This window comes from Nocardioides sp. (genome assembly GCF_050699375.1).
Classification (GTDB): domain Bacteria; phylum Actinomycetota; class Actinomycetes; order Propionibacteriales; family Nocardioidaceae; genus Nocardioides.
This window is the reverse complement of sequence record NZ_JBOHDN010000103.1, coordinates 1-23,472: the sequence shown is the minus strand read 5'-3', so window position 1 is coordinate 23,472 and position 23,472 is coordinate 1. Positions and strand designations below refer to the sequence as shown.

Below are 23,472 nucleotides of genomic sequence, written 5' to 3'. Positions count from 1 at the left end.
GCGAGCGCCGGCGAGTGACCGTGGGCCTCAGGTCGCCCTGCCCTACGGAGCCGACATGAGCACTGCGGCGGTGCGCGAGGCGCGCAAGGAGATGCGCGCCCGTGCCGTGGCCCGGCGGCACCAGGCCGCCGTCTCGACCACCGACGGACCCTGGGAGGCTCAGCGGGGCTTCGACGAGCTCGGCAGACCGCTGCGGGACCTCACCTTCTGCGTGGTCGACCTGGAGACCACCGGCAACAGCCCCGACAACGGCGGCATGATCACCGAGGTCGGCGCGGTGAAGGTGCGCGGCGGCGAGGTCCTGGGCGAGTTCCAGACGCTGGTCAACCCACACACCGGGATCCCGCCGCAGATCGCGGTGCTGACCGGCATCACCAACTCGATGGTCGCCTCCTCCCCCACGATCGAGTCGGTGCTGCCGGCGTTCCTGGAGTTCGCCGAGGGCTGCGTGCTGGTCGCGCACAACGCGCCCTTCGACGTCGGCTTCCTCAAGCACTTCGCCGCCAAGCAGGAGCGGCCGTGGCCGCGCTTCGAGGTGCTCGACACCGTCAAGGTCGCCCGCCGGGTGATCACCCGCGACGAGACGCCCAACCACAAGCTCGGCTCGCTCGCCCGCGTCTTCGGCTCCCCCACGACCCCCGACCACCGCGCCCTCCACGACGCCCGCGCGACCGTCGACGTGCTCCACGGAATGATGGAGCGCCTCGGCAACCTCGGCGTGCTCACCATCGAGGACCTGGCCGCCTTCTCGGCCAAGGTCACCACCGCCCAGCGCAAGAAGCGCCACCTCGCCGAGGATCTCCCCCACGCCCCCGGCGTCTACCTGTTCAAGGACGCCCAGGACCGGGTGCTCTACATCGGCACCTCCAAGGATCTGCGCACCCGCGTCCGCACCTACTTCACCGCCTCCGAGACCCGCTCCAGGATGGGCGAGATGGTCGGGTTGGCCGCGACCGTGCAGGGCATCGAGTGCGCGACCGCGCTGGAGGCCGGCGTACGCGAGCTGCGCCTGATCGCCGAGCACAAGCCGCCCTACAACCGCCGCTCGCGACGCCCGGAGAAGATGCACTTCATCAAGCTCACCCGGGAGCCGTGGCCGAGGCTGTCGCTGGTCAAGCGGGTGCTCGACGACGACGCGGACTATCTCGGCCCGTTCGGCTCCAAGAAGGTCGCCGAGAAGGCACTCCAGGCGCTGCACGACACCTTCCCGATCCGGCAGTGCGCCGACCGCCTCCCGCTGCTCCCCACGAAGACACCGTGCGTCCTCGCCGAGCTGCACCGCTGTCTGAGCCCGTGCGACCAGAGCATCACCACCGAGACGTACGCCGACCTCGTCGGCCGGGTGCGTGAGGCGCTGCGACACCGGCCCCACGAGGTGGTCGACGCGGTCACCGAGCGCCTCACCGGCCTGGCCGAGCAGGAACGCTTCGAGGAGGCGGCGGTCCACCGCGACCGGCTGACCTCCTACCTGCGCGCCGCCGCCCGCACCCAGCGGCTCACCTCGATTGCGCGACTGTCCGACCTCACCGCGATCCGGCGCGAGGACAGCGGCCGCTGGGCGGTCCACGTGGTCCGTCACGGGCGGCTCGCCGCGGCCGGGGTGATCCCGCGGGAGGCCAACGCACATGCGTACGTCGCCGATCTCCAGCTCAGCGCCGAGACCGTCCTCGACGCGCCCGGTCCGGTGCCGGCCGCCACCGCCGAGGAGACCGAGCTGGTGCTGCGCTGGCTGGAGTCCCCAGGCGTACGCCTCGCCCACGTCGAGGGCGAGTGGACCTGCCCGATCGCCGGTGCGGGCCGGCAGGCATCGCACCTTCAGGTCGATCGGCTAACGTGACCTGCGTGATCACAGCGATCGTCTTCATCAATGCCGAGGTCTCCCAGATCCCCGAGGTGGCCGAGGCCGTCGCCGCCATCGACGGGGTCAGCGAGGTCTACTCCGTCACCGGCCAGATCGACCTCATCGCCCTGGTGCGCGTCCAGGCCCACGAGGATGTGGCCGCGGTCGTGGCCGACAAGGTCAACAAGGTCCCCGGCGTGCTCGAGACCGAGACCCACATCGCCTTCCGCACCTACTCCCAGGTCGACCTGGAAGCCGCCTTCTCCATCGGCCTGGACTGAGACTCGGCGTAGCCGAGTCCTGGTGTAGCCGAGTCGGCGCAACTGCACGCTTTGGAGCGAAGCGAGCGAGGCGTGCGGTTGCGCCGACTCGGCGCGTAATCATCTAGATCGCCCCGAGCAAGCAGCCTCAGCGAGCGGTAGCCGCCACCCACAGGTCGAGGACGCGCTGCGCCGCGCCCGAGTCGATGGCCTCAGCGGCACGGGCCATGCCGCCGGACAGAGACTCGTCGATGGTGCCGGAGCCGCCGTCGTGGACCGCTAGGGCGGCGCCGGCGTTGAGCACGACCGCGTCGCGTACGGCGCCCTTCTCCCCGGCGAGCAGGCGCCGGACGACCTCTGCGTTGTAGGCGGCGTCGCCGCCGCGCAGGTCCTCGGTGGTGGCCCGGGCGATGCCGTGGTCCAAGGGCTCGATGGTGGCCTCGGTGACGACTCCGCGCGAGACGGTCCACACGTGGGAGGTCGTGGTGGTGGTGAGCTCGTCGAGGCCGTCGTCGCCCCGGAAGACCCAGGCGTCCGCACCGCGGCGGGCGAAGACGCCGGCCATGACCGGAGCGGCGGCCACATCGGCACAGCCGATCGCGGAGGCCGCGGGACGCGCCGGGTTGGTCAGCGGCCCGAGCAGGTTGAAGACGGTCGCGATGCCGATCTCACGCCGCGCGGCGGCGGCATGACGCATCGCGGGGTGGAAGGCCGCGGCGAACAGGAAGGTGATCCCCGCCTCCTCGGCCACGACACGTACGCGCTCGACATCGAGGTCGAGCCGGATGCCGAGCGCCTCGAGCACGTCGGCCGAGCCCGACTTGGAGGAGGCCGACCGGTTTCCGTGCTTGACGACCTTCGCCCCGGCCCCGGCCGCGACGATCGCCGACATCGTGGAGATGTTGACCGAGAAGGAGCGGTCGCCGCCGGTGCCGACGATGTCCAGGACGCGCCCGGGCACGAAGATCGGGTTGGCCTTGGCGAGCATGCCGTCGGCGACACCGGCGAGCTCGTCGACGGTCTCGCCCTTGGCACGCAGCGCGACCGCGAACGCGGCGATCTGCGAGTCGGCCGCCTCGCCGGCCAGGATCTGGCCCATCGCCCACGCCGCCTGGTGCGCGGACAGCGACTGCCGCGCGACCAGCGTGGTGAGGACCTCAGGCCAGGAGTGCGGGGCGGAAGTCATGGGCCAACGTTAACGGGGCGCAACAGCCCGACCACCGTCCGGGCCAGGTCGAACGGGTCGACCGGGTGCGCCACGGTGGCTTCCGCACGCGACCAGGTGCCCAGCCACGCATCCTGCGGCCGACCGATGAGGACCACGATCGGCGGAGCGTCCTCGACCTCGTCCTTGACCGCCTTCGCGATCCCCAGCCCACCGGCCGGGGCGGTCTCCCCGTCGAGCACGGCGAGCGCGAGACCACCGGCGTCGAGCTGGGCCCGGACGGCGGGCTCGGTGGCCACCTCGACGTACTCCACCTCCGGAAGAGATGGGTGCGGACGGCGCCCCAGAGCGAGGATCACCTGCTTGCGTACGTCGACGTCATCGCTGTAGACGAGGATCTTCAAAGGGTTCGAGGTGGTGTCGGTCACACCCTGATGCTAGCGCCATCACCATGGCCCCCGGCCACATGTCACACACCGAAGCTGAGCGGTGTCTCATGCTTGTAACACCAGCCTCAAACACGACACACAGGGTCCCAAGAAGACTCCGGGAAAGGGGCAGGACATAATGGCGGGCGTGGCGACAGTATCGACTCTTCCAACAGCCCGCCTGCACGGGCATCACGACCGTCCGAGCATGGTCAGCGTGGGGACCATCATCTGGCTCTCCAGCGAGCTGATGTTCTTCGCGGCGCTGTTCGCGGCCTACTTCACGATCCGGGCGGTCAGTCCTGAGGTGTGGGAGGCCAACACCGCGGGGCTCAACATCCCGTTCGCGGCGGTGAACACGACGATCCTCGTGCTGTCGTCGTTCACCTGCCAGTTCGGTGTGTTCGCCGCCGAGCGTGGCCAGGTCGGACGCAAGGGATCCCTGCTCGCGGTGCGACTGTGGGGCCTGCGTGAGTGGTTCATCCTCACCTACCTCATGGGCGCGGTCTTCATCGCCGGTCAGGCGACGGAGTACGCCGCCCTGGTCCAGGAGGGCATCGCCCTCAACCGCGGCATCACCGGCCCCGACGACCCCTACGGCTCGGTCTTCTACCTGACCACGGGCTTCCACGGCCTGCACGTCACCGGTGGCCTGATCGCCTTCCTGTTCGTGCTCGGCCGGACGTACGTCGCCAAGCGATTCACCCACGAGCAGGCCGTCTCCGCGATCGTCGTGTCCTACTACTGGCACTTCGTCGACGTGGTGTGGATCGGCCTGTTCGCGACCATCTACCTCCTCAAGTGACCAAGGACTGAATGTGCGTCTCCTGAACCGCTCCGTCGGTCGACTGTCGCGGCACCGTCGCCGCCCGTTGGCCGGTGCCGCTGTGCTCCTGGTCGCTCTGCTGAGCACCGGCGGGCTCTACGCCGCCTTCTCTCCTGCCTCCCAGGCCGAGGTGGAGAAGGACAACGCCGCTCTCGTCGCCGAGGGCAAAAAGCTCTTCATGGTCAACTGCTCCACCTGCCACGGCTCCAACGGTGAGGGCATCACGACCCAGAACGGCAAGCTCTACGGCCCGTCCCTGATCGGTGTCGGCGCCGCCTCCGTCGACTTCCAGGTCGGCACCGGCCGGATGCCGATGGCCCAGCCGGGCGCGCAGGTCGAGGCCAAGGACCCGAGCTTCAACCAGGACGAGATCGACGCCCTGGCCGCGTACGTCGCCAGTCTCGCCCCCGGCCCTGCCGTCCCGGACCGTGAGCAGTACGACCCCGAGACCTATGGCTCCGAGAAGGAGAAGGAGGAGGCGGTCGCCCTCGGTGGCCAGATCTTCCTGACCAACTGCACCGCCTGCCACAACTTCACCGGTGCCGGCGGCGCCATGCCGCGCGGCGGCGAGGCGCCCAGCATCCTCGAGACCGACCCGAAGCACATCTACCAGGCGATGCTGACCGGTCCGCAGTCCATGGACACCTTCTCCGACGGCAACATCAGCCCGGAGGAGAAGAAGGCGGTCATCGCCTACGTCGAGTCGATGAAGGAGCAGCCCGACTACGGCGGCTTCAACAACGGCTCGCTCGGTCCGGTGACCGAGGGCATCGTCGCCTGGGTCGTCGGTCTCGGCGTCCTGGTGGCCTTCGCCGTGTGGATCGCCGCGCACAGCACGCGCACCAACCAGACCAAGAAGGGATCTGCCAAGTGAGCAGCGACCTGAGCGAGATCGAGAAGCACGACGACTCGCACACCGAGCTCAACGCGCACACCGACGCGCTGCTGCCCGATCCGGGCATGCACGAGCATCACTGGCGTCCTACCGACGTCGATCCCAAGGCGGAGAAGCGGGCCGAGCGGCAGGTGAGCCTGTTCCTCGGTCTCTCCGCGCTCTGCTCGGTGCTGTTCGTGGTGGCCTACTTCACGGTCAAGCCGGGCTACGACGGTGACGTCTGGGCCGGCTACGGCGCCTCCAACCTGGCGCTGGGAACGACCCTGGGCTTCGCCCTCCTCTTCCTCGGCATCGGCGTCATCCAGTGGGCCCGCAAGCTCGTCATCGACGTCGAGGTCTCCGAGGAGCGCCACTCGGCCGCTTCCTCCCCCGCCACTCGCGAGGTCGCCGTCGCCGAGCTCAAGGCCGCGCTCCACGAGTCCGGAATGGCTCGGCGCCCCTTCATCCGCAACGCGATGATCGGCTCGGCCGCCCTGCTCGGTCTGCCCGCGATCGTCATGCTCAAGGACCTGGGCCAGACCAACGCCCAGATCACCGAGGAGCAGCCCTACCCCGGCGCCGGCCTCGAGCACACGGTCTGGGACGCGGGCGTCAGGGTCGTACGCGACGTGGTCGGCACCCCGATCCGCCCGGGCGACCTGGAGATCGGTGACCTGGTCAACGCCGAGCCCTCGACGATCTTCGACGGCAGCCTCCACGGCGCGCCGCTGCAGATCGCCAAGTCGAAGGCAGCGACTGTCCTGCTCCGCATGGACCCGACCGACATCGCCCACGACGTGACCCGCAACTGGTCCGTCGAGGGGATCGTGGCCTACTCCAAGATCTGCACCCACGTCGGTTGCCCGATCTCGCTGAACGAGCGCACCACGCATCACCTGCTGTGCCCCTGCCACCAGTCGACCTTCGACCTGGCCGACCACGGCAAGGTCCTCTTCGGCCCGGCCGGCCGGCACCTCCCGCAGCTGCCCCTGGGCGTCGACTCCGACGGCTTCCTCGTTGCCCTCTCGGACTACCCTGAGCCCGTGGGCGTCAGCTACTGGGAGCGCAACACCTACGACATCGACGAGATCTTCGACGACTGGTCCAAGGACCACGCCGCCGACGCTGAGCAGTACGGCTACAAGGAGGGCGGCCAGTGAGCACCGACACGTCCAAGGTTGCCGCCAGCAACGGCACCGAAGCCGCTGCCCCGGCGGGCAAGCCGACCAAGGCCGGAGCGGCCGCCAACTGGGCCGACGAGCGCCTCGGCGTCGGCGGCCTGAGCAAGTTCCTCTCCCGAAAGATCTTCCCCGACCACTGGTCGTTCATGCTGGGTGAGATCGCGCTGTGGAGCTTCGTGGTCCTGCTGGTCACCGGCACGTTCCTCACCCTGTGGTTCAAGCCCTCGATGGCCGAGATCACCTACCAGGGCTCCTACGCGCCGCTGCGCGGCATCGACATGTCCGAGGCGATGGCCTCGACGCTGGACATCTCCTTCGACGTACGCGGCGGCCTGCTGCTGCGCCAGGTCCACCACTGGTCGGCGATGCTGTTCATCGCCTCGATGATGATCCACATGATGCGCGTCTTCTTCACCGGCGCGCACCGCAAGCCGCGCGAGATCAACTGGGTCATCGGCGCCACGCTGCTGCTGCTCGGCACGCTCGAGGGCTTCACCGGATACTCGCTGCCCGACGACCTGCTCTCCGGCACCGGCGTCCGGGCCGCGGACGGGTTCATGATGGCGATCCCCATCGTGGGGACGTACGTCTCGTTCTTCCTGTTCGGCGGGGAGTTCCCAGGCGATGACATCATTCCACGCCTGTTCACGATCCACGTGCTGTTGATCCCGGCGCTGCTGCTGGCGCTGATCGGGGCCCACCTGATCCTGCTGATCTACCACAAGCACACCCAGTGGCCTGGGCCCGGACGCACCGAGAAGAACGTCGTCGGCTACCCGATGGTGCCGAACTACATCTCCAAGATGACCGGCTTCTTCTTCATCACCTTCGGTGTGACCGCCCTGCTCGGCGCGTTCTTCTCGCTCAACCCGGTGTGGAAGTTCGGGCCGTACGACCCGACCAAGGTCACCGCCGGATCCCAGCCCGACTGGTACATGGGCTGGCCCGACGGCGCGCTGCGGATCATGCCGGGCTGGGAGTCGCACTTCTGGGGCTCGACCTGGTCCTGGAACATCTTCTTCCCGGTCATCGTGCTGCCGATGGCGGCCTGGATGGTCGTGCTGGTCCTCCCGTTCATCGAGGCCTGGATCACCGGGGACAAGCGCGAGCACCACCTGCTCCAGCGCCCGCGCAACGCTCCGACCCGCACCGCCACGTTCGTCGCGCTGATGACGTTCTACGCGGGCTTCTGGGCCGCGGGCGGCAACGACATCATCGCGATCAAGTTCGACCTCTCGATCAACCAGATCACCTACTTCCTTCGGGCGTTCGTGTTCCTGGGGCCGATCGCGGCGTTCATGATCACGCGTCGTTGGTGCATCTCGCTGCAGCGCAAGGACAACGAGAAGATGCTGCACGGCTACGAGACCGGCACGGTCATCCGTACGCCGGAGGGTGCCTACCACGAGAAGCACCTGCCGGTTCACCAGGACGAGGCCTACGCCATGGGCGTCCGCGACCGCGGGCGGGCCGGCGAGGAGCCGGAGCTGAAGAAGAACGGCAAGCAGTCGTTCCGCGCGAAGCTGCGGGCCTTCTACTACGACCACGACGTGGACAAGCCGACCACCGAGGAGCTCAGCGAGGCACACCACCACGCCGAGCACGAGGCTCACGAGCTGGCCGCCCACGAGGGTCACGCCGTAGACGGGCACGACTTCGACGACCACCGTCACTCGGCGGTCGAGGAGCCCCTCAGCCACTGATCCACAGCAAGTACGCGCGTGGCGCCGTTCCCTCCGGGGGACGGCGCCACGTGCGTTCTGCCCGGCCGAAACCTGGTTGTCGCCGACCACGCCGACACCTAGGGTCCAGCACATGACCGACCTCCAGGCTCGCCTCCGAGCCGACCTCCTCACCGCCCGCAAGGCCCGCGACACCGCAGCGACAGCGGTGCTGCGCTCGACCCTGGCCGCGGTCTCGAACGCCGAGGCCCAGCCGGTGGAGGAGGCCTCGCTCGCCGCCGAGGGTCCGATCGCGGGTGCCGCGATCGGCGTCGGCGCGACCGAGGCGACCCGGCGCGAGCTCACCGACGACGACGTCCGCACGATCATCTCCGGTGAGCAGAGCGAGCGGCACGCCGCGGCAGCGGACCTGGAGTCCCACGGCGCCACCGAGAAGGCAGCACAGCTCCGCGCCGAGGCGGAGCTGCTCGCTGCGTACGTCTAAATCCACGCCCGCTGCGCGACGTTTCGCATCCGATCTGGCTGCGTTGACGTCGCTCGACAACATCCAGGACGCCTTCGCGGCGCCGCCTTGCCAGATCGGCCCGAAACGCCGCTCGCGGCCGCCGTGTCTTTAGGAGACACGCCCTAACCCTGCGGGTCGAGCTCTCCGCCTACGACCTCGAGCACCCGGGCACGCACGTTGGCGGCGGCCTCGGGGTCCCGGGCGGCGACCGCGGCGACCAGGGCGTTGCCGAGGATGATCTGTGGGATCCGGCTGATCGAGTCGAGCTCCTGCCGGAACCCGGCGCGGCCACCCTGCGGGGTGATCAGCTCGACCTCGGCGAGCTTGGTCAGCTGGGTCCCGGTGAACGAGGTCAGCGCGATGACGGCCGCACCCGCGGCGACGGCGGCCTGTGCGACCTGGATCGTGGGCGCGGTGGCACCGGTGCCGCTGACGACCACGCACACGTCTCCCTGCCGAAGCAGACGGGCGCGGATGAGCTGGTCGAGGTGGTCGCCGGGAGCGACCGTGATCAGCCCCTGAGAGGCGAGCCGCATGGCGATGTCCTTGGCCACCGGCGAGGAGACGCCGGTGCCCGCCACCAGGATCGCGCCGGCCCCGGCGAGCAGCTCGACCGCACGGGTGACCTGCTCCTCGGAGAGCAGCCCGACCATGTCGGAGGCCGAGTCGGCGACGTCGGCGAAGAAGGAGCGTACGACCGTCAACGGGCTGGTGCCCACCGCCGTCTCCGCCTTCGCGGTGCCGAGGTCACGCGCCAGCAGCACCTTCAGGTGCGGGAAGCCTCGGAACCCGAGTCTCTGTGAGGCTCTGACCACCGTCGCGGTCGAGACGGACGCCTCGGCGGCGACCTCGGCCGTGGTGGCCTCGATCGCCCACTCCGAGCGGGTCAGCACCACCTCGGCCACGGCACGCTCGGACGGATTGAGCCGCGGCATCGCCGCTCGGATGGCTGGGAGTACAGGCGCACTCGTCATGCCGCCGCCTCCGTCACGAAGTTCAGAGAATACGGAACCGGCGGCCTGACCCTCATGGTCGCTCGCTTGCGCTCGCTCATGCCGCCGCCTCCACCATGGGAGTCTCGGTGCCGTGCAGGATCCGGTGACGCAGACCTGCGGAGATCTGGTCTACCAGGATCGTCACGATGATGATCACAGCGAGCATGATTCCACCCCATTCCCATTCTCGCCCTCGAAGGACACGGTTTAGAAGGGCACCAATTCCACCGGCGCTCACGACGCCGAGAATTGCGCTTGCCCTGATGTTCACCTCGAAGCGGTAGAGCCAGAACGCCACCGTCTCCGGCAGCATCTGCGGCACCACCGCCGTACGGACGCGTTGCCACCACGACGCACCGGCCGCCGTGACCGCTTCGACGGGGCGCTGATCGACCGCCTCGATGTTCTCCAGCGTCAGCTTGCCGAGCGAGCCGATCGAGTGGATGCCGATAGCCATCGCGCCGGCCATCGGGTTGAGCCCGAACAGCGGCAGCATCACGATCACCGCGAGCAGGATCTCCGGCACGGCGCGGATGGCGTTGAAGAAGGTGCGCACCGGCACGCGTACGAACCAGGGTGCGGTGTTGGAGGCGGCCAGGAAGGCCAGCGGGAAGGAGAACAGCGCCCCGACGCAGGTGCCTATCCAGGCCAGCGCCACCGACTCCCCCATCAGCTCCAGGGCCTGCAACCACCAGTCGCCGTAGGTGAGACCGGGATCGGCCTGACCGTCGGGATGCGCTCCCGGCCAGGTGAGCACGCCGTCGAGCATCTGGCCGGCGTACTGCAGGATCTCGCCGGGGAACTGCGGCAGCCGCTCCCACCTGGCGTCCTCCAGCGACCAACCGGCGAACAGCACGACCCCGACCAGCGCCAGGCCGGCCGCGGTGTAGGGCCACTTCGGCGGCTGCTCGGGCCGCGGCGCGGCGTCGGAGGTCATACCAGCCTCCTGCGCAGAAACTGGGAGAACAGGTCGATCGCGATGACGACCACGAAGATCACGATCACGACCGAGGCGAGCCGGGGATAGTCGGCCCGGTTGAAGTAGAGCATGATCAGCTGCCCGACGCCGCCGGCCCCGACCGCGCCCAGCACGACCGAGGCGCGGATGTTGAGCTCGAAGACATAGAGGACGTACGAGGCGTAGTTGGGCAGCACCTGCGGCACGATCGCCGCCCGGGCCCGCTGCCAGCGGGTGGCCCCGGCGGCATCGAGCGCCTCCAGCGGGCCGGGATCGACGGCGTCGATGCTCTCCGCGGTCAGCTTGGCGACGATGCCGATGTTGAAGATCGTGAGCGCCAGGATCCCCGGGAGCGGACCGGTGACGACGGCGACGAAGACCAGCGCGTAGGCCATGTCGGGCAGCGACCGGATCGCCGACATCACCGACTTGGTCACCCGGTAGATCGCGGGCGGAGCGCTCACCTTGGACCCCAGCAGGGCCACCCCGAGGGCGATCATGGAGCCGACGAAGGTCGCGATGACCGCGATGGCCGCGGTCTCCTTCAGCGCGACCCACAGCCGCGAGGACGGGTCGGTGATCTCCGCCCACTCGGGATGGACCACCTCTTCGAGGATCATCGTCAGCATCGGCCACTGGTCGAGGACCGGCGCGAGCGAGAAGTCGATCGTCCAGCCGGCGACGACGGTGACGGCGACCGCGCCGATGATCCCGCCGATGAGCAGCGGGCTCGGTGGCGGCTGAGCAGGACGAGGTGGGCTCCCGTACGGACCGTCGGGGTGGCGTTCGAGGGTGGCCTGGGTCATTCCGAGGCGGCCTCTTCGGCGGGGGTCTCCCCCGCGCTCTCATCAGCGCTCTCCCCAGCGGCGGCCCGGGTGACGGAGACGCGAGCGTCGTCCGAGACGTCCTCGGCGGTCAGCGAGCGTCCGTAGATCCGCTCGAAGACGGCGTCGTCGGCCTCGGCCGCGGTGCCGTCGAAGACCACCTGTCCCGCGCGCATGCCGATGATCCGGTCGGCGTAGCGCCGAGCGAGATCGAGGAAATGCAGGTTGACCACGGTAGTGATACCGAGATCGCGGTTGATCCGTTGCAGGTCACGCATGACCAAGTTTGCCGTGGGCGGGTCGAGCGAGGCGACCGGCTCGTCGGCGAGCACGACGGAGGGCTGCTGCGCGAGGGCACGGGCGATCGCCACTCGCTGCTGCTGTCCGCCGGAGAGCTCGGCCGCGCGTACCCACGCCTTCTCGACGATCCCGACCCGCTCCAGCGCCTCGAAGGCGATCTCCTTGTCGGCCTTCGTGTGTACGCCGAAGGCCGACCGCCACACCGACTGAGCGTGCAGCCGACCGGTGAGCACGTTGCCCATGACCGAGCGACGGGTCACCAGGTTGAACCCCTGGAAGATCATCCCGATCTCGGCGCGCAGCCGCCGCAGCCGGCGGCCGCGCGCCGAGGTCACATCGGCCTCACCCACCGACAGCTTCCCCGCGGAGACCGGAACCAGACCGTTGATCGTGCGGATGAGCGTCGACTTACCGGCGCCCGAGAGCCCGACGACGACGACGAACTCCCCTGCCGGGATGTTCAGGGAGACCTGGTCGAGGCCGCGGGTCCCGTTCGGGTAGACCACGGAGACCTCGTCGAAGACGATGCTTCGACCGCCTCTGGGACCGTCCTCGGGCCCGTCATCGGGCGCGTCATCGGGCGCGTCATCGGGCGCGTCTGGATCCGAGGGGCTCATTCGCCGAACTTCTCCTCCACGGCCTTCGCCTTCTTCAGGGCGGCCATGTCGACCGGCTCGAGGCCCTCGATCTCGTAGACCGCCTCGAGCGTCTTGAGTCCCTTGGGGTCCTTCGCCATCGCGGTGAAGGCGTCGGTGATCTTGCTACGCAGGTCCTTGGAGATGCCGCTGGAGACGACGATGCCGTCGTTGGGGATCTCGGTCGAGTAGGCGAACACCACCACGTCGGAGGCGACCTTCGGCTCGTCGGCCGCGACCTCCTCGCGAGCGTCGTCGAAGCTCACCCCGACCGGGTAGTCACCGCGGGCCACGGCCAGGACCGCGGCGTCGTGATCGCCGGCGAACTGCGCGTCCAGGTCGACCAGCGGATCGCCGCCGGAGGCCCGGCCCCACTGGGTCGCCGGGTAGTAGTAGCCCGAGGCCGAACCCTGGTCGACGAAGGCGATCGACGTGCCCGGCTTGAGCTTGGCGAGCGCCTCCTCACCGGCGGGACCGGTCTTGGCGGCATCGGTGCCGTTGCAGTACTTGAACTCCTCGACCACCTTCACCTCGTCGGCGCAGTAGGTCTCGGGGTCGTTGGTGAACCACTGGGTGTGGTAGGTCCCCGAGCCGAAACGCACCGACTGCAGGACCGGCACCGCTCTGGCCTGGTCCTGGGCCTGCACCATGCCCACCGGGCCGAGCATCGCGACCTGGGCCTGCTCGGCCTTCATCGCCACGATCGCTGCGGCATAGCTCTCGGTCACCTCGGCGCGTACGGGGATCCCGATCTTTTCGCTGAGGAACGACTCCAGTCCCTTCGCGCTCTCGGTGATCGAGTCGACGTCGCCAGAGGGAACCAGCGACAGCACGATCTCCTCGGGATCCTCCGCGGGTGCGGCGCCATCCTCACCGCCGCCGCAGGCGGCCAGCGAGAGGGCGAGCGAGGCGGCGGCGGCAACGGCCAGCAGCTGGGTCCTGGGGGTTCTCAACATCGGACGGGCTCCTTGCAGGGGTTGGCTTCGATGAAGGACGACGGGTCACGTGACCATTGCGAAATGGCGGTGTACAGGTCGACGAGCGATTCTGCACGAATATGGGCCGGCCCTTGCCGGCGGTCGAAGACGTCAACGTACGCAGCAACACAACCACGCTCAACCGCGGGGGCAAGGTCGTTGCGCCAGATGTCGCCGACCGACATCAGCCGCTCGGGCGTGTCGATGGCGTCGGCCGTCGCCAGGAAACCGTCGAGGTGCGCCGTCATCCGGCTCGGCTTGAGCGCGTCGGTGAGCACCTCATCGATCACGTCACGTACGCCGAGGTGGTCGAGGATCGCGTCCAGGCCGTCGCGGGGCGAGTTGGTGAGGATCACCCGGTGCGCGTCGATCCCACCGAGCAGGTCGACCAGCCCCTCAGGAGTGCGGATGTCGCCGGGGTGCTCCCCGATCGCGGCCCTGCTCGAGAGGTACGCAGCGCTGAGCTGCTCGTCGGTGACTCCGGCCGCGACACCCAGGATCCTGACGGCCTCATAGCCGTCCTGAGCGCCCGTGAGCGCCTTCGGCGCACTCTCGGGCAGCCGTCTGGCCAGGAAGCCCTCACTGAGCTCCAGGAGCGCCTCAGGGGCGTCCGTGAAGCTCGCCACCCCCTCGGCGTACAGCAGGGCAGGTGTGTCTCCCAGACACACCGTGCCGTCGAGGTCGAGGACCAGCACCGGCCGAGACAACGGATCCACCCTTCCAGGCGTTGCGCCGTCCGCACGGACTGCGCAACGCGATTACGTGATAGGGGGAACGTAGGTAACGCGACTTCCGGAAGCAAGCAGCAACCGCCGAATGTCACGCGGTATTTCCTGCAGTGCAGGGAATGGGTTCAGCCTGCACTGCAGGGAATGGGTTCGGCCTGCATCGCAGGTGATGGGCTCAGTCTGCAACGCGAGACGTCGGCTCGGGTCGTACAACACGCTCAAGCGAGCGCGGAGCCCGCCTGATACTCGTCGTAGGAGGTGTTCCAGTCGCCCCAGCCGTTGCTGAAGGTCATCCCTCGGTCGGAGCCGACGGTCTCGACAACGTCACCGCGGCGGGTCATGTCGTAGAGGAACTTGGCGTTCGCGTCGCTCATCCCGGTGCATCCGTGGGAGACGTTGGCGTTGCCCTGCTGTGAGACCGACCACGGGGCACCGTGGATGAACTCGCCGGAGAACGTCAGGCGCATGGCCCACTTCACCCCCTCCATGTTGTAGTACTCCCGGTCGCCCTCGTTGATCCCGATGGTCTCGGAGTTCATGGTCTTGCGCTCGAACTTCTCGATGATCACCTTGACGCCGCTTCGGGTGATGAACCCTTCCTTGCCGGTGGTGATCGGGATCGTCTTGATCTTCTGATCGTTCTTGAAGACGTCCATCTGGTGGGTCTGGGTGTTGGCACGGTAGACGTGCTTGTCGCCGGTCTTGAAGGTGATCTGGCGGTTCTTCTGGCCGAAGATGCCACCGCCGGCGGGGACGGAGTTGATGTTGAGCTTCACGTCGATCGTGGAGTTGGCCTGCCAGTAGGTGCGCGGGCGGTAGTGCGCTTCCTTGTCGTTCACCCAGTACCACGACCCCTCCTGCTTCGGGGTCGCGTTGACCTTCATCTTCTTCTCGAAGGCGGCCTTGTTCTTCACCGGCAGGTCGTACGTCACGATGATCGGCATCCCCACGCCGACGGTCTCACCGTCCAGCGGTGCGATCGAGGGGTAGGTCTGGCGGTCCAGGCCGAGGTCCTCGGTGGAGAACTTCGTCTGGCTCTCGAGCTGCTTGCCGTCGTTGCCGGTGGCGGTGACCGAGAGCGTGTACGCGGCGGTCGGCTCGAGCACATCGCCGGCGCTCCACACCAGGCCGTCCTCGGACATGGTGCCGCGCACCTTGGTGCCCTTGGCACCGGTCAGCATCACCTCGTCCAGGCGACCCTTGGCGACGTTGACCTTGACGACCTTGTCGATGGCGACGTCGGTGGCGTCGTTCTCGATGTTGGGCGTGATCTGGACGACCGGCTTCTCCTCGGCCTTCTTCGCCTCGGGGTCGGTGCCGCCGCCACCGCCGCAGGCGCTGAGGACGAGCGCGACGACGGCCGCGACGGCGGTCAACGGCATCCTGCGGCGTACGGACGAGCGGTTGCGGTGAGACTGTGACTGCGTTGACACGGTTGCGCTGCTCCAGACCTGAAGGATTAGGCGTCCACCCGGGTCGCGGACGGAAGCGCCATAACCCTACCGGGCATCCCCAACAGACGCAGCAGAGCCCGGTCCTTTGTGGATCGGGCCCTGCTGACTAGGTGGGCCTAGTGCTTGAACTCGCCTCGGTAGTACTCAAAGTTCCAGCCGGCGGTGGCGAGCATGCCGAGGACGGCGGCGATGATGAGCAGCCACCAGGCGGCCATCGCAACAGCGAGGACGACGAGGCCGAAGGTCAAACCGGCCCACAGCGGCCACCAGGAGAACGGAGGGAAGAAGCCGTACTCGCCGGCGCCCTCCGCGATCTCCCCATCCTCCCGGTCCTCGGGCCTCGGGTCCATCTTCGCGGCGTGGAAGCCGAGGTAGACGGTGATCATCAAGAACAGCAGCGTGCACATCACCAGCGCCGAGGTGCCGGTCCAGTCGCCGCCCTCCTCGGAGGCCGCGGTGATGAACCAGTAGGCCGGAGTGACCAGCACCATGAAGACACTGCAGACCACGAAGATCCAGGCTTCAGACTTCATCGGGCTCAGCCCTCCTTGTTCGAGCTGGTGGAGACAAGAGCGTCCTCATCGTGCTCCAGCGCCGCGATCTCCGGGTGGTGGAGGTCGAAGGCCGGGGACTCCGAGCGGATCCTCGGGATGGAGACGAAGTTGTGGCGCGGCGCCGGGCAGGCGGTCGCCCACTCCAGCGAGCGGCCCCAGCCCCAGGGGTCATCGACCTCGACGAGCGGCGCCTTGCGGGAGACGTACAGGTTGTAGAAGAACGGCAGCATCGACAGGCTCAGCAGGAACGCGCCCACCGTCGAGAACTGGTTGAGGAAGGTGAACCCATCGCTGGGCAGGTAGTCGGCGATACGCCGCTGCATGCCCTCGACACCGAGCCAGTGCTGGACCAGGAAGGTCGCGTGGAAGCCGACGAACAGCAGCCAGAAGTGGACCTTGCCGAGGCGCTCGTCGAGCATCCGTCCGGTCATCTTCGGCCACCAGAAGTAGAAGCCGGCGAACATCGCGAACACGACGGTGCCGAAGACCACGTAGTGGAAGTGGGCGACCACGAAGTAGGAGTCGGAGACCTGGAAGTCGAGCGGCGGGCTGGCCAGGATGATGCCGGTCAGACCACCGAAGAGGAAGGTCGTCAAGAAGCCGATCGACCACAGCATCGGGGTGTCGAAACTGACCGACCCGCCCCACATCGTGCCGATCCAGTTGAAGAACTTCACACCTGTCGGGACCGCGATCAGGAACGTCATGCCGGAGAAGAACGGTAGGTTCACCGCTCCGGTGACGAACATGTGGTGCGCCCAGACGGCCACCGAGAGGATCGCGATGCCCAGCGTGGCGGCCACCAGGCCGACGTAGCCGAAGATCGGCTTGCGGCTGAAGACCGGGAGGATCTCGGAGATGATGCCGAAGAACGGCAGCGCGATGATGTAGACCTCGGGGTGACCGAAGAACCAGAACAGGTGCTGCCACAGGATCGGACCGCCGTGGGCGGCGTCGAAGACATGAGACCCGAACTGCCGGTCGGACTCGAGCATCAGCAGCGCGGCGGCGAGGATCGGGAACGCGATCAGCGCGAGCAGTGCGGTGATCAGGGTGTTCCACGTGAAGATCGGCATCCGGAACATGGTCATGCCCGGCGCACGCATGCAGATGATCGTGGTGATGAAGTTGACCGATCCGAGGATCGTGCCCAGACCCGCCATGTAGAGGCCCATGATCCACAGATCGCCACCAGCACCCGGCGAGTACTGCGCGCTGGAGAGCGGGGTGTAGGCGAACCAGCCGAAGTCGGCCGCACCGGTCGGGGTGAGGAACCCGCTGGCCGCGATCAGGCTGCCGAAGAGGTAGAGCCAGTAGCTGAACATGTTCAGCCGCGGGAAGGCGACGTCGGGCGCGCCGATCTGCAGCGGCATGATCACGTTGGAGAAGCCGAAGAACAGCGGCGTCGCGAACAGCAGCAGCATGATCGTGCCGTGCATCGTGAACAGCTGGTTGAACAGCTCGTCGTTGACGACCTGCTGTCCGGGGAACGCCAGCTCCGAGCGCATCAACAGCGCCATCAGGCCACCGACGAGGAACCAGAAGAAGGACGTGACCAGGTACATCTTGCCGATCAGCTTGTGATCGGTCGTGGTCAGCAGCTGGTAGATCTGCTTGCCGAGCGGCTTGGGGCCCCCGGTGACCGGGCGCGCAGCGGTGGCGGTCACTCGCCCTCCTCCTCGTTGTGAGTGCCGGTGTCGTCAGCGTTGCGGGTGGACTTGCCACCACCGAGCAGCGGGCGCTCGGCCTCGAAGCCCTTCTGCGCCAACGTGTCGACATAGGACTTGTAGTCGCCCTCGGAGAGGATCGCGACCTTGAAGATCATCCGGGCGTGGTAGACGCCGCACAGCTCGTAGCAGGCCCCGCGGAACGTCTTGCCCTCGATGAGGTCCTCGCCGTTCGCGTCGAAGGTGGCCGTGGCCTCCTTCGTGGTGATCGAGTAGTGGTTCACCCGACCCGGGACGACGTCCATCTTCATACCGAACTCCGGGACACCGAAGTTGTGGATGACGTCGGCAGAGCGCAGGTTGAACCGCGTCGTGGTCTTCTCGGGGAGGACCAGCGTCGGGATGTGCGACCCGGTGCCGACGACGTAGCCGTACTTGTCGTAGGGATACTCGTCGTCGACGAGGTCCTCGTCCGCGCTCACGTCGGGCTCACCGATGCCGTGGTTGAAGGTCCACTGCCACTGCTGGCCGGTCACCTCGATCACGTTGGTCGGGTTGCCGTCGTCCAGCATCTCGTTCTGCACCTTGACGGTGTGGTCGAAGAAGACGATCACCATCAGGACCGGGGCGATCGTGTAGAAGATCTCCAACGGCAGGTTGTAACGCGTCTGGACGGGGACGTCGGCGTCGCTGCGCCGCCGGTAGCGCCAGATCGCCCAGAAGATGAGCCCCCAGGTCAGGACCCCCGTGATCAACGCGGCGATCCACGCACCCTGCCACAGAGCAAGGTTGTGCTCCCCCTGCTCAGAACGTGGCTCGGGGAAGCCGAAACGCGCCGCCTCGTCCGAACAGCCACTCAGCAGGAGGGCGCCGGCCGTCAGCGTCGCCACCAGCGCACCACGTCGGGCGCGGGCGTGGGACGGAGTCGATCCGGCCCTTGGCAAGTGCAGACCCACTACGAGCCTCTCTCTCATGCGAACACTCAGATGTCGGCAGACTATCGCGAGCGGCTCCGGATTCATCTTCAGGGGTTCCTCATGTCGCGTGTGGCTAACGTTGGGTTCTGTGACCGACCGCTTCACCTACCTCGACGCCGCATCGGCCGAACCGCTCCATCCCGCCGCCCGGGATGTGCTGCTTTCCGCGGCGGAGCAGGGGTACGCCGACCCGCGCCGTCTCCACCGGCCCGCCCGAAACGCGGGGCTGCTGCTCGAGAACGCCCGCGAGGTGGCCGCGGAGGCGTTGGGCGTACGCCGCGATGAGGTGCTTTTCACATCCTCGGGGACCGCCGCCGTGCACGCCGGCCTGCTGGGGCTCGGCTCCGGTGGCATCGCTTACAGCGCGGTCGAGCACCAGGCGGTCATCGACGCCGTCCTGTGGGCGGCGCGCTCCCCCGTGCTCGAGCTGACGGTCGACAGCGACGCGCGGGTCGTCCCCGAAGCCGTCCGTGACGCCGTCCGCGGCGGCGCGGTCGACGTCGTCGCCGTGCAGCAGGCCAACCACGAGGTCGGCACCCTTCAGCCGCTCCAGGACGTCCAGGCCGCCGTCGACGGGAGCGGTGGCGACGTACGTCTCTTCATCGACGCCGGCGCATCGATGGGGCGGCTGCCGCTCCCGGCGGCCGGGGACGTGATCGCGGGCTCCGCGCGCAAGTGGGGCGGCCCGGGTGGTGTCGGCGTGCTCGTCGTCCGGAAGCGGGCGTCGTGGCGCAACCCGTTCCCGGGCGACCCGTGGGCGCGCACCGACCTGGGGTTCACCAACATCGCGGGTGCCCTGGCCGCCGCCGCGGCCCTGCAGGCCGTCGTCGCCGAGCGCGCCGAGGTCAACCCGCGCCAGCACGAGCTGATCTCCCTGGTCAGGGAACGGGTCAGGGCCGAGATCCCGGACGTGGACGTGGCCGGGCCCGCCGAGGAACGACTTCCCCACCTGGTGACGTTCTCGGCCCTGTACGTCGACGGGGAGGCTCTGGTGACCGCCCTGGACCGTCTCGGCGCCGGTGTGGCGAGCGGCTCGGCGTGCACCTCCGACACCCGCGAACCGTCTCGGGTGCTTGCTGCCATGGGAGCGCTGACGCACGGTAACGTACGTCTCTCTGTGACCCGCGACACGACGCGAGAGGATGTGGAGCGCGTGCTCGACGCATTGCCCGGGATCGTCAAGGACCTGCGAGCCGAGGCGGGGCTGTGAGCGCGCCGAGCGGGCCGAGCGTCACCCTCGACTGCCGAGGCCAGGCCTGCCCGAGGCCGATCATCGAGCTCGGCAGACATCTGGTCGACGTCGAGGTCGGCGAGGTCATCGCCGTCGCCGCCGACGACGTCGCGGCCCACCATGACGTGCCCGCCTGGGCCCGGATGCGCGGACAGGAGTTCGTCGGCGAGGTGGCAGCAGAAGACGGCGTACCCGTCTATCGGATACGCCGTCTGAGCTAGACGCTCCGCTCGGGGACCCTCGCCCAGGCCCGCGTCATCAGTGGGCCGATCAAACATGCGCCATGGGTCCTCACCTCTGCAGACAGCCGATCCTCGAGGGTCGCCGGCACCACCTCCGCCGGGGAAACGACTCCCATGCGATCCATCAGCGGGACGGCGCCCAGGACGACGTTGGCCCATGCCCACACGCGTAGGTCCGGACCGCTCTCTACGGCCGCCTCGACCGCCATGTGCGGCGAGTGAAGCCCCGCCGCGCAGAAGGTGGAGTGGAGGCGAGCACCCATATCGAGCTCAACTCCCGCCTTCCGCATCGCCTCCAGGGCCCACTCCCTCGACTGCGCGAACAGCGGCATCGCCGGCGGATCGGTCCAGCGGTAGGAGAAGTCGCCCTCGTGCAGACAGACCAGGCCTCCGGGCCGCACCAAAGATGCGGCTTCGCGCAGCACCGCTACCGGATCTGGCACATACGCGAGGACCAGCCTGCCGACGACTGCGTCAAAGCGCTCGGTGATCGTTGCCAACTCCTGAACGTCCCCGACGCGATAGACCACATTCGTGGCATCGGTCTGGCAGGTGGCGAGCTCGACCGCCTCCGCACTGGCGTCGACCCCAACCACGGTGCCTGTCGGTCCAACCACCTCGGCGGCCAGGCGACTGACGTTACCGGCTCCACTGCCGAGGTCTAGCACGGACATCCCACTCTCCAGCCCCGCCTCGTGAAGCAGGCGGCGGGTCAGCGGGTCCAGGAACTGGCCTTGCGCGAGAAGACGCTGGTGCTCGGTCTCTCGATCCTCGAATACGTACGTCATCTGCGTCCTCCGATCGGCGGGATCGAGCGCCTGCCGACGCCCGGTCCGAGCCTGCACCGCGCGAGGACCTGAGCGGGTGACTCAGCGCGCAGTCCTGTTGTCCAGCAGCGCTGACCGGCGGAACTCTCCGGGCGCCAGACCGTACGCAGCCCGGAACGCGCGACTGAAGTGGCTCCGGTCAACGAATCCCCAGCGCGCGGCCACGGCGGAGATCGGCCGCTGTGTCTGGTCCGGGTCGGCGAGCTCGTCACGGCACGCCGCCAAGCGCCTGTCCCTGATCCATCCCGCCACGGTCAGACCTTCGTCGTGGAACACCTGTTGGAGGTGTCGCAGCGACACATGGCAGACAGCTGCGATCGCCGACGGCGTCAGGTCGGCGCTGCCCAGGTGCTTCAGGATGAAGCTCTGCGCGGCGGTGAGATCGGCGTACCGGTGGCTCTCCCCCGCCCCGCGGTCCGGGCGATCCGGAATCCGGGCCAGCCGTGTGCCAAGAACCTCGAGCGCGACGGTCGACAGGCGCACCGACTCCGGCCGGGTAATATGGTCCATGCTCCCGACCAGCCGCATCAGGAACTGCGTCGTCAGGTCTCCGATCCCTGCCGAGGCAGGGATCCGGGCGCCGAAGAGACCTTCATGTCGCGACCGTGCGACAGGAAGCAGTGATGCCGGGATCATCAGCGTCAAGAAGACCGTCGAGCGCCCCGCTCCCGCGGCGACCCGGATCGAGCTGGGCCTCCGGAGGTCGACCACAGTCATGTCCCCAGGGGACAGGCTCGTCTGCTTCCCACACTGCTCGACGTACGCGGAGGTTGCCGGCCCGCACGGGAGCAGGACCTCGACGAGGTCACGGTCGTCCTGATCGATCAGCCGTTGGGGACGGTGAGAGCTGACCGGCTCACCGGCGCTCAACATCGCCAAACTCATCACACCAAGGTCGCCGCGGTGTGCCCGCAGACAGTCCTCGCCGCTGTCTGTCGTGACGTCCATCGTCACCCAGTGGGCTGCTGCGACCTCACGTACGAAATCACGACGAACCGATGGCGGGACCATCGCACTGTCGATGATCTCGCCCATCACGAGTCCCGCGGCCCCGTTGGCATCTCCGTCACTGTACCGATAGCGGCAGACCCCGGCGATGCGAATGGTCGAGGACGACTTGCCGATGGTTCGGGGAGGCCGTCCTCGACCGCTGCTTCAGTTCTTGATGTGCGGCGCGATCTGGTCTGCTGCGGTGTCGCCGTAGGACTCGCGGACCCGGGCGACGAACTCCTCGGCGGTGAAGGAGTATTCCTGCGGGCCGACGGTCTCGACACAGTAGGCGGCCAGGACGCAGCCGACCTCGGCGGCCTGCTCCAGCTCGCAGCCCCAGGCCAGCGCGGCCAGGAAGCCGGCGCGGAAGGCGTCACCGACACCAGTGGGCTCGACGGCGTTCACGTTCTTCGCCGCCGGCAGCTCGATCGGGTCCTCACCCTTGCGCTGGATGCGGGCACCGTCCTTGCCGAGGGTGGTGATCTGGGTGCCGACGCGGGCGAGGACCTCGTCCGCGGACCAGCCGGTCTTCTGCTCGAGCACGTGGGACTCGTACTCGTTGGTGAACAGGTAGGCGGCGCCGTCGACGAGATCACGGATCAGGTCTCCGTCGCCGAAGGCGAGCTGCTGGCTGGGGTCGGAGATGAAGGTGTAGCCGCGCTGGCGGGCCTCTGCGGTGTGGCGCCTCATCGCGTCGGGGTCGTCCGGCGCGATCAGCACGAAGGACGGGTCGCCGACCTTCTCCGCGATCGGGCCGAGCTCGATCTCGCGCGCCTCGGCCATCGCACCCGGGTAGAAGCTCGCGAACTGGGCCATCGCGGTGTCGGTGGTGCACACGAACCGCGCGGTGTGCAGCGTCTCTGAGACCCGAAGGTGGTCACAGTTGACGCCGTGGCGCTCGAGCCAGGAGCGGTAGTCGGCGAAGTCCTCGCCGACCGCACCCACGAGCACCGGGGCGAGGCCGAGGTTTGCGAGGCCGAAGGAGATGTTGGCGCCGACGCCTCCGCGACGGATCTCGAGGTCGTTGACCAGGAAGCTCACCGAGAGCTTGTCGAGCTGGTCGGCGACCAGCGAGTCGGCGAACTTGCCGCCGAAGCTCATCAGGTGGTCAGTGGCGATGGAGCCTGCGATCAGGAGTGAACCGGACATGCGCGGAACCCTACCGGCGAGACGTCGGGCACGGCTAAGCACCGGCCATGGACAACAGATGAAATATTACCGCTGAGTCGGCCTTCTGCTACTGGTTGGTAGTGCTTAGCGTCGTTTGCATGACCGAACTGCGCGTGCCTTACGACGACCCCGACAGCCCGGCACAGCTCTGCGCCGACTGCGCCGCCGCCGACAGCGCGCTG

At 68.2% G+C, this 23,472-nt stretch carries 24 protein-coding genes; 9 read left to right on the top strand and 15 right to left on the bottom strand.

Going from position 1 to position 23,472, the window contains the following annotated elements; translation table 11 throughout:
- Positions 1-55 precede the first annotated feature (55 nt).
- Together ACRDPS_RS07260 and ACRDPS_RS07255 are read left to right on the top strand one after the other, a co-directional pair.
- Positions 56-1,837 carry a DEDD exonuclease domain-containing protein gene (locus ACRDPS_RS07260; protein ID WP_431500954.1) on the top strand — a complete coding sequence of 594 codons (1,782 nt, stop codon included), beginning with the start codon at positions 56-58 and terminating at the stop codon, positions 1,835-1,837.
- 5 nt (positions 1,838-1,842) lie between these two features.
- On the top strand, positions 1,843-2,121 hold the full coding sequence (locus tag ACRDPS_RS07255; RefSeq protein ID WP_431500953.1) for an Lrp/AsnC family transcriptional regulator: 279 nt from the start codon (positions 1,843-1,845) through the stop codon (positions 2,119-2,121).
- Between the two features lie 127 nt (positions 2,122-2,248).
- On the opposite strand, the gene trpD is transcribed toward ACRDPS_RS07255, so the two are convergent.
- A complete protein-coding gene (trpD, locus tag ACRDPS_RS07250) occupies positions 2,249-3,286 on the bottom strand; it encodes an anthranilate phosphoribosyltransferase (protein WP_431500952.1) in 1,038 nt (345 codons plus the stop codon).
- Complete coding sequence (locus ACRDPS_RS07245) at positions 3,283-3,693, bottom strand: hypothetical protein (protein ID WP_431500951.1); 411 nt, start codon at positions 3,691-3,693, stop codon at positions 3,283-3,285. Before ACRDPS_RS07245 ends, trpD begins: the two co-directional genes overlap by 4 nt.
- Positions 3,694-3,832: 139 nt before the next feature.
- On the opposite strand from ACRDPS_RS07245, the gene ctaE reads away from it, so the two are divergent.
- The 5 genes from ctaE to ACRDPS_RS07220 all read left to right on the top strand — a co-directional run bounded on the left by ctaE (position 3,833) and on the right by ACRDPS_RS07220 (position 8,740).
- Entirely contained in the window at positions 3,833-4,498 is a 666-nt protein-coding gene (gene ctaE / locus ACRDPS_RS07240) for an aa3-type cytochrome oxidase subunit III (RefSeq protein ID WP_431500950.1), read from the top strand.
- A 13-nt stretch (positions 4,499-4,511) separates the two neighbouring features.
- A complete protein-coding gene (gene qcrC / locus ACRDPS_RS07235; protein ID WP_431500949.1) occupies positions 4,512-5,393 on the top strand; it encodes a cytochrome bc1 complex diheme cytochrome c subunit in 882 nt (293 codons plus the stop codon).
- Entirely contained in the window at positions 5,390-6,553 is a 1,164-nt protein-coding gene (qcrA, locus tag ACRDPS_RS07230) for a cytochrome bc1 complex Rieske iron-sulfur subunit (RefSeq protein WP_431500948.1), read from the top strand. The genes qcrC and qcrA overlap by 4 nt, the downstream gene beginning before the upstream one ends.
- The gene (gene qcrB, locus ACRDPS_RS07225) at positions 6,550-8,277 is read left to right on the top strand and encodes a cytochrome bc1 complex cytochrome b subunit (protein ID WP_431500947.1); all 1,728 of its coding nucleotides are present in this window, start codon (positions 6,550-6,552) and stop codon (positions 8,275-8,277) included. Before qcrA ends, qcrB begins: the two co-directional genes overlap by 4 nt.
- A 112-nt stretch (positions 8,278-8,389) precedes the next feature.
- A complete protein-coding gene (locus ACRDPS_RS07220) occupies positions 8,390-8,740 on the top strand; it encodes a hypothetical protein (RefSeq protein WP_431500946.1) in 351 nt (116 codons plus the stop codon).
- 143 nt (positions 8,741-8,883) lie between these two features.
- Here ACRDPS_RS07220 and ACRDPS_RS07215 read toward each other — a convergent pair whose 3' ends face one another.
- The 10 genes from ACRDPS_RS07215 to ctaC all read right to left on the bottom strand — a co-directional run bounded on the left by ACRDPS_RS07215 (position 8,884) and on the right by ctaC (position 18,743).
- The gene (locus tag ACRDPS_RS07215) at positions 8,884-9,735 is read right to left on the bottom strand and encodes a MurR/RpiR family transcriptional regulator (protein WP_431500945.1); all 852 of its coding nucleotides are present in this window, start codon (positions 9,733-9,735) and stop codon (positions 8,884-8,886) included.
- A gap of 76 nt (positions 9,736-9,811) precedes the next feature.
- Positions 9,812-10,693 (bottom strand): phosphonate ABC transporter, permease protein PhnE, encoded by an 882-nt coding sequence (gene phnE / locus ACRDPS_RS07210; protein WP_431500944.1) that lies wholly within the window; start codon positions 10,691-10,693, stop codon positions 9,812-9,814.
- Complete coding sequence (gene phnE, locus ACRDPS_RS07205) at positions 10,690-11,520, bottom strand: phosphonate ABC transporter, permease protein PhnE (RefSeq protein ID WP_431500943.1); 831 nt, start codon at positions 11,518-11,520, stop codon at positions 10,690-10,692. The genes phnE (ACRDPS_RS07210) and phnE (ACRDPS_RS07205) overlap by 4 nt, the downstream gene beginning before the upstream one ends.
- Positions 11,517-12,455, bottom strand: a complete 939-nt coding sequence (phnC, locus tag ACRDPS_RS07200) for a phosphonate ABC transporter ATP-binding protein (RefSeq protein ID WP_431500942.1) — start codon at positions 12,453-12,455, stop codon at positions 11,517-11,519. Before phnC ends, phnE (ACRDPS_RS07205) begins: the two co-directional genes overlap by 4 nt.
- Complete coding sequence (gene phnD, locus ACRDPS_RS07195) at positions 12,452-13,429, bottom strand: phosphate/phosphite/phosphonate ABC transporter substrate-binding protein (RefSeq protein WP_431500941.1); 978 nt, start codon at positions 13,427-13,429, stop codon at positions 12,452-12,454. The genes phnC and phnD overlap by 4 nt, the downstream gene beginning before the upstream one ends.
- Complete coding sequence (locus ACRDPS_RS07190) at positions 13,423-14,166, bottom strand: HAD family hydrolase (RefSeq protein ID WP_431500940.1); 744 nt, start codon at positions 14,164-14,166, stop codon at positions 13,423-13,425. Before ACRDPS_RS07190 ends, phnD begins: the two co-directional genes overlap by 7 nt.
- Before the next feature lie 230 nt (positions 14,167-14,396).
- Positions 14,397-15,611, bottom strand: a complete 1,215-nt coding sequence (locus ACRDPS_RS07185; protein ID WP_431500939.1) for an Ig-like domain-containing protein — start codon at positions 15,609-15,611, stop codon at positions 14,397-14,399.
- Between the two features lie 137 nt (positions 15,612-15,748).
- The gene (locus ACRDPS_RS07180; protein WP_431500938.1) at positions 15,749-16,165 is read right to left on the bottom strand and encodes a cytochrome c oxidase subunit 4; all 417 of its coding nucleotides are present in this window, start codon (positions 16,163-16,165) and stop codon (positions 15,749-15,751) included.
- 5 nt (positions 16,166-16,170) lie between these two features.
- Complete coding sequence (gene ctaD / locus ACRDPS_RS07175) at positions 16,171-17,853, bottom strand: aa3-type cytochrome oxidase subunit I (RefSeq protein WP_431500937.1); 1,683 nt, start codon at positions 17,851-17,853, stop codon at positions 16,171-16,173.
- Positions 17,850-18,743, bottom strand: coding sequence for an aa3-type cytochrome oxidase subunit II (ctaC, locus tag ACRDPS_RS07170; protein ID WP_431500936.1), 894 nt, complete (start codon positions 18,741-18,743; stop codon positions 17,850-17,852). Before ctaC ends, ctaD begins: the two co-directional genes overlap by 4 nt.
- A 175-nt stretch (positions 18,744-18,918) precedes the next feature.
- Between ctaC and ACRDPS_RS07165 the strand changes: the two genes are divergently transcribed.
- On the top strand, positions 18,919-20,040 hold the full coding sequence (locus tag ACRDPS_RS07165) for a cysteine desulfurase family protein (RefSeq protein WP_431500935.1): 1,122 nt from the start codon (positions 18,919-18,921) through the stop codon (positions 20,038-20,040).
- A complete protein-coding gene (locus ACRDPS_RS07160; protein WP_431500934.1) occupies positions 20,037-20,282 on the top strand; it encodes a sulfurtransferase TusA family protein in 246 nt (81 codons plus the stop codon). The genes ACRDPS_RS07165 and ACRDPS_RS07160 overlap by 4 nt, the downstream gene beginning before the upstream one ends.
- On the opposite strand, the gene ACRDPS_RS07155 is transcribed toward ACRDPS_RS07160, so the two are convergent.
- The 3 genes from ACRDPS_RS07155 to ACRDPS_RS07145 all read right to left on the bottom strand — a co-directional run bounded on the left by ACRDPS_RS07155 (position 20,279) and on the right by ACRDPS_RS07145 (position 23,269).
- Positions 20,279-21,091 (bottom strand): class I SAM-dependent methyltransferase, encoded by an 813-nt coding sequence (locus ACRDPS_RS07155; RefSeq protein ID WP_431500933.1) that lies wholly within the window; start codon positions 21,089-21,091, stop codon positions 20,279-20,281. The genes ACRDPS_RS07160 and ACRDPS_RS07155 overlap by 4 nt on opposite strands.
- A gap of 81 nt (positions 21,092-21,172) precedes the next feature.
- Positions 21,173-22,165 (bottom strand): helix-turn-helix domain-containing protein, encoded by a 993-nt coding sequence (locus ACRDPS_RS07150; protein WP_431500932.1) that lies wholly within the window; start codon positions 22,163-22,165, stop codon positions 21,173-21,175.
- A 120-nt stretch (positions 22,166-22,285) separates the two neighbouring features.
- The gene (locus ACRDPS_RS07145) at positions 22,286-23,269 is read right to left on the bottom strand and encodes a carbohydrate kinase family protein (protein ID WP_431500931.1); all 984 of its coding nucleotides are present in this window, start codon (positions 23,267-23,269) and stop codon (positions 22,286-22,288) included.
- Between the last annotated feature and the right edge of the window lie 203 nt (positions 23,270-23,472).

Bases quoted from the DNA above. Each gene is read 5' to 3' on its own strand.
- ACRDPS_RS07260 (WP_431500954.1), top strand. From the start codon at position 56: ATGAGCACTGCGGCGGTGCGCGAGGCGCGCAAGGAGATGCGCGCCCGT.
- trpD (WP_431500952.1), bottom strand. From the start codon at position 3,286: ATGACTTCCGCCCCGCACTCCTGGCCTGAGGTCCTCACCACGCTGGTC.
- ctaE (WP_431500950.1), top strand. From the start codon at position 3,833: ATGGCGGGCGTGGCGACAGTATCGACTCTTCCAACAGCCCGCCTGCAC.
- ACRDPS_RS07220 (WP_431500946.1), top strand. From the start codon at position 8,390: ATGACCGACCTCCAGGCTCGCCTCCGAGCCGACCTCCTCACCGCCCGC.
- ACRDPS_RS07215 (WP_431500945.1), bottom strand. From the start codon at position 9,735: ATGACGAGTGCGCCTGTACTCCCAGCCATCCGAGCGGCGATGCCGCGG.
- phnE (WP_431500944.1), bottom strand. From the start codon at position 10,693: ATGACCTCCGACGCCGCGCCGCGGCCCGAGCAGCCGCCGAAGTGGCCC.
- phnE (WP_431500943.1), bottom strand. From the start codon at position 11,520: ATGACCCAGGCCACCCTCGAACGCCACCCCGACGGTCCGTACGGGAGC.
- phnC (WP_431500942.1), bottom strand. From the start codon at position 12,455: ATGAGCCCCTCGGATCCAGACGCGCCCGATGACGCGCCCGATGACGCG.
- phnD (WP_431500941.1), bottom strand. From the start codon at position 13,429: ATGTTGAGAACCCCCAGGACCCAGCTGCTGGCCGTTGCCGCCGCCGCC.
- ACRDPS_RS07180 (WP_431500938.1), bottom strand. From the start codon at position 16,165: ATGAAGTCTGAAGCCTGGATCTTCGTGGTCTGCAGTGTCTTCATGGTG.
- ACRDPS_RS07155 (WP_431500933.1), bottom strand. From the start codon at position 21,091: ATGACGTACGTATTCGAGGATCGAGAGACCGAGCACCAGCGTCTTCTC.
- ACRDPS_RS07150 (WP_431500932.1), bottom strand. From the start codon at position 22,165: ATGGGCGAGATCATCGACAGTGCGATGGTCCCGCCATCGGTTCGTCGT.
- ACRDPS_RS07145 (WP_431500931.1), bottom strand. From the start codon at position 23,269: ATGTCCGGTTCACTCCTGATCGCAGGCTCCATCGCCACTGACCACCTG.